The organism is Candidatus Saccharimonadales bacterium (assembly GCA_036397795.1).
Lineage (GTDB): Bacteria > Patescibacteriota > Saccharimonadia > Saccharimonadales > DASWIF01 > DASWIF01.
This window is the reverse complement of sequence record DASWIF010000071.1, coordinates 1-4372: the sequence shown is the minus strand read 5'-3', so window position 1 is coordinate 4372 and position 4372 is coordinate 1. Positions and strand designations below refer to the sequence as shown.

The 4372-nt window shown below is 48.3% G+C and carries 4 protein-coding genes and 1 tRNA gene; 4 read left to right on the top strand and 1 reads right to left on the bottom strand.

Features of this window, described 5'->3' with window-relative positions:
* Nucleotides 1-521: 521 nt before the first annotated feature.
* Nucleotides 522-1013, top strand: a complete 492-nt coding sequence (locus tag VGA08_04070; protein HEX9679767.1) for a nucleotidyltransferase domain-containing protein — start codon at nt 522-524, stop codon at nt 1011-1013.
* A gap of 198 nt (nt 1014-1211) precedes the next feature.
* Here the strand turns inward: VGA08_04070 and VGA08_04065 are convergent.
* Nucleotides 1212-1288, bottom strand: a tRNA-Val gene (locus tag VGA08_04065).
* 135 nt (nt 1289-1423) lie between these two features.
* Here VGA08_04065 and VGA08_04060 point away from each other — a divergent pair.
* The 3 genes from VGA08_04060 to VGA08_04050 form a co-directional block, all read left to right on the top strand.
* Nucleotides 1424-2749 (top strand): HAMP domain-containing sensor histidine kinase, encoded by a 1326-nt coding sequence (locus VGA08_04060; GenBank protein ID HEX9679766.1) that lies wholly within the window; start codon nt 1424-1426, stop codon nt 2747-2749.
* Nucleotides 2730-3125 carry a response regulator gene (locus VGA08_04055; protein ID HEX9679765.1) on the top strand — a complete coding sequence of 132 codons (396 nt, stop codon included), beginning with the start codon at nt 2730-2732 and terminating at the stop codon, nt 3123-3125. The genes VGA08_04060 and VGA08_04055 overlap by 20 nt, the downstream gene beginning before the upstream one ends.
* A gap of 39 nt (nt 3126-3164) precedes the next feature.
* On the top strand, nt 3165-4372 hold a 1208-nt coding region (locus VGA08_04050), incomplete at its 3' end, for a threonine--tRNA ligase (GenBank protein HEX9679764.1).

Here is a 4372-nt window from a genome sequence, read left to right as displayed (position 1 = left end):
GCGGACAAATATAGTAGTAACCACCCCCGTTACTTGATGGGTGTCGGCCATCCCGTGGATATGCGGTTCGCCATCGAGCACGGAATCGACCTGTTTGATTGTGTCCTCCCGACTCGTAACGGGAGGCATGGAACCGTGTGGATCGCTTGTGACGAGACGACCTGCCAGCTGCCGGAGGCAGCAGCTCCGTCGTCTCTCTTGGCGCAAGACGTTGTTGAGCATTCCAGTGCTCGTTCGGCGTACCAATCGTACGCCTCACTCCGCGCTTCACGCTCGCCTAGTCCTGCAACCAAGCGCAAGCGTCCACACCCCACACACGATATTCAGATTTCCCTCAGGAATGAGAGGTTCAAAGAAGATTTCGGGCCGCTGGATGAAGGCTGCGATTGCTATACCTGTAAGGGTCCCTATACCCGGGCCTATCTTCGTCATTTGATCAAAGCCAAAGAATCTCTTGGCGGGACACTACTGTCCATCCATAATCTTAGGTATCTACAAAGGATATGTGAGGAATATCAGAAATGAGCCAAAATCAAGGAATAATTGATTATCTGAAAAGGGAATATGAAGCTAAAACCATCTTTCTTTACGGCTCAAACGCCTCTGATAAAGCCACACCGGCCAGCGATTTCGATATAATCGTAATATCTGATACCGATAAACCAGGCGGGCGTGAGATTGTAGGGGGTAAGTATCTTGATATAACTGTAATCAATGAATTACCGGAAAATTATGTCATGCGCGGTCTTTACGCCCCATTTGATCCGTTAGTTGCTCTTTATGATGAAACGGATGAAGCACCTGAGGTGATTAAAGCCACTAAAGCCGCATATAAAGAAGGTCCTGAACCGCTAAGTAAATTTCAGCTCGATAACCGTAAAATCCGCCTAAAGAAAACGATTGAAAAATTGGAACATATCGAGAAGGAAGAGCTGGTTTTTTATTACGTCGGCCTAATATTCTCGGACATGTTGCTTCGTTATTGGTTTGAGCTTAAGCAACGTTGGCCGTAATCACCATATCAAGCGCTTGATACGATACAAAACGAAGACGGCGAGTACGCTACTTTACTCATCAAGGTTACTGAGACAGCCAACAGTGCAAAAAAGGTTAAACCTGTTTTAGACCAAATTTATAGCAAGTTATTTTCCTAACTGCGTATTTGCGAAAGCTATCAATAAATAATCCCCTCTTTAGGAGGGATACTTTATTGGTGGGCTCGGCAGGATTCGAACCTGCCACCTCCGCAACGTCAATGCGGCGCTCTAGCCAAATGAGCTACGAGCCCTCAACTAACAGGTTAAATAATAGAATACAGCAGTCAAATATACAAACTATCCATTTAATACTATCCACATCTGGATAGTTGATAGCTGTTAACCGGTTTTTTACTTATTCGGCTATAATAACTACCAAGATTGAGGTGGAAATCGTTAGAATGACAGGGGTTAACGTTAACGATCAACAATCAGCCATCAAGCGGATGCAAGATAATTTGCTGTGGTATGTCCGCTTGCGCTACGCGGTCTCTTTTTTGCTGTTAGGGGCCGGCATCGGCGCCACCTTACTTTTAGTCGGCTGGGACGCCGTAATCGTCAGGACACTGGCGCTGGGGGCCGTGGCTCTGACGGCCAACACGCTTATTTGGTGGGCTAGCACGCGCAAGAACTCTTCGTTGATTTATTATAAAACTTTGGCCGTGGTCCAATTCATGATGGATGTGTTAGTGGTATCATATCTGATCTACGCCCAAGGTAACGTCCAGCAGTACGCTACCATCTTATTTGCCATACCAATTGTGGCCAGCGGATTCTTGTTCGACCGGACGGTCACGATTATCAACGCGGCCTTGGTGTCAGCCGTGTTTAGCACGCTTATTATCTGGAACGAGTTCAACTTCCGGCCGATCGAGTTAGCAGCCAGTTTCAGCCCGGCTCCGGCGGCCTATGATTTTTTGGTGCCGATTGTCTTTTATAGCACGGCTTTTATGATATTGGCATTAATGGCCGAGCGAGTATCAGAGTTCAAGCGCAAGGCCGAAATCGGCTTAGCACAAGACGAGATAATATCGTTGGCAACTCATCAGTTACGTGTCCCGGCAACGGCGGTCAAGGGTTTTTTGGCGCTGTTACACCAAGCGGTAGCCGCCAAACTCGACGCTAAGCAGCGGAAACATCTGGAACTAGCGATCGACGAAAACAACCACCAGTTGCGCCTGGTGGATAATTTATTAAAGACGGCCGTCCTCGATGCCGATAAGATAGAATTATTTTTTGAACCGGCCAGCCTGCTCAGTGTGATCAGGCGAGTAGTCGCCGAGCAGCGCTACTTCGCGTCGTACAAAGAAGTCGACGTTCAGCTTACCGGCCGCGACATCAAAATAGATATGAACCAGGAAAGTTTACAGATCGTCTTTAGCAACTTGTTACACAATGCGCTCAAGTACTCCCCCTATAAATCGGTGGTCAGAATCCGGCTCAACGCCGACCAGGATTTGGTTCGGGTCTGTGTTCAAGACCAAGGGCCTGGCTTGACGCGTGAAGACAAAAAGCGGCTGTTTAAGCGGTTTAGCCGATCTAATCGGGACGAACAGGTTGGCGGGGCCGGTTTGGGGCTGTATATTGCCAATATGTTAGTCAAGAAGCATAATGGTTACATTGAGGTTTTATCCAAACCTAAGAAGGGTTCAGAGTTTTGCGTGACGCTACACAGACAAAACGGCGGTACTCATGAAGTTCTTGCTAGTTGAAGACTACCCCAGTATTCAGGATATCTATCGCGAAGTAATTGAGGATAATAATCACAAAGTAGATGTTGTTAGCGATGGCGAGGCGGCTCTAAAAAAACTCAAAGACAACACTTACGATCTGATTATTCTTGATATATTATTGCCCAAAGTCGACGGTTTGGAGTTTATGAAACGGCTGGTCGCTCGGCCCGGCGACCGGCCAAAGGTGTTGGCGCTGAGCGATTTTGACAAACCGGAACTGGTAAAAGAAATGAGACAGTTAGGCGTAGTCGATTATCTTATCAAGGTTAACTACACGCCCCACCAATTGGTTAAGCTATTAGAAATGTACGCCTCGGGAGAGTTGCCGGACGATACCGACGAACCAACATCCTAAAAAATTTGTTATAGTTAGATTCGAGATACGGGGAGCAATATGTCTGAGACAAATGACAGGTTGCGGGCTATAAGACATAGCTCGGCGCATATTATGGCGGCGGCCATTTTGAAGCTTTGGCCAAAGACTAAGTTTGGCGTGGGGCCAGTAGTCGATGACGGCTGGTACTACGACCTAGACGCCGGGCAGACGATATCTGAGGACGACTTTGCCAAGATTGAAGCCCAAATGGCCCTGATTGTTGCCGCCGACTTGCCGTTTGAGCAGTTCGACAAGCCGATCGGCGAAGCAATTAAGTGGGCTAAGGCCAATAAGCAGGATTTTAAGCTGGATTTACTGAATGACCTTAAACGTGACGGCACTACCACCGCCCAAGATATCGACCCTAAGCAGTTAGGTGTCGAATCGGACGGTTCGAAGGTTTTAACTGTGTCGTTTTATAAGTGCGGGGAGTTTACGGATATGTGTCGCGGCCCCCATGTAAAGTCGTCTGGCCAGGTAGGGGCTTTTAAACTGCACAAAATTGCCGGTGCTTACTGGCGCGGCGACGAGACCAAAGCCCAGCTTCAGCGATTATACGGCTGGGGTTTTAAGACCAAAGCCGAGCTTGAAAAACACGCAGAAATAGCGGCCGAGGCCAGACAAAGGGACCATCGTAAGCTGGGACAACAGATGGATTTATTCACATTCTCGGACCTGGTTGGATCCGGCTTGCCGCTGTTTACCCCGAGAGGCTCGGTACTAAGAGAGCTTTTGGGGCGTTATAGCCAGCAACTCAGAGAAGATAGTGGTTTTAAGCGTGTTTGGACGCCGCACATGACAAAGACCGATCTTTATAAAAAATCCGGCCACTGGGACAAGTTTGGTAGCGAGCTGTTTTTGGTTACCAGCCAAGAAACCAGCGACGAGCTAGTGCTAAAACCGATGAATTGCCCGCATCACGTTCAGATTTTTGCCTCCCAACAGCGGAGTTATAGAGAGTTGCCAATTAGGTACATGGAGAATACGACGGACTATCGGGATGAAAAATCGGGCGAACTGCATGGTCTCAGCCGGGTGCGGTCATTGACTCAGGACGACAGCCATGTCTTTTGCACCGAGGACCAGCTTGAACAGGAAGTCGGACGATTGCTTAAAGCCGCCAAGACCATGTACTCGGAGCTTGCTATTGCTCTTAAATTCCGTCTGTCGTACCGTGACGACAGCGATGCCTATCTGGGCGATAGTGGTCTGTGGCAGCACTCGCA

Coding starts and splice junctions, on each gene's coding strand:
- VGA08_04055 (HEX9679765.1), top strand. CDS start 2,730: ATGAAGTTCTTGCTAGTTGAAGACTACCCCAGTATTCAGGATATCTAT.
- VGA08_04070 (HEX9679767.1), top strand. CDS start 522: ATGAGCCAAAATCAAGGAATAATTGATTATCTGAAAAGGGAATATGAA.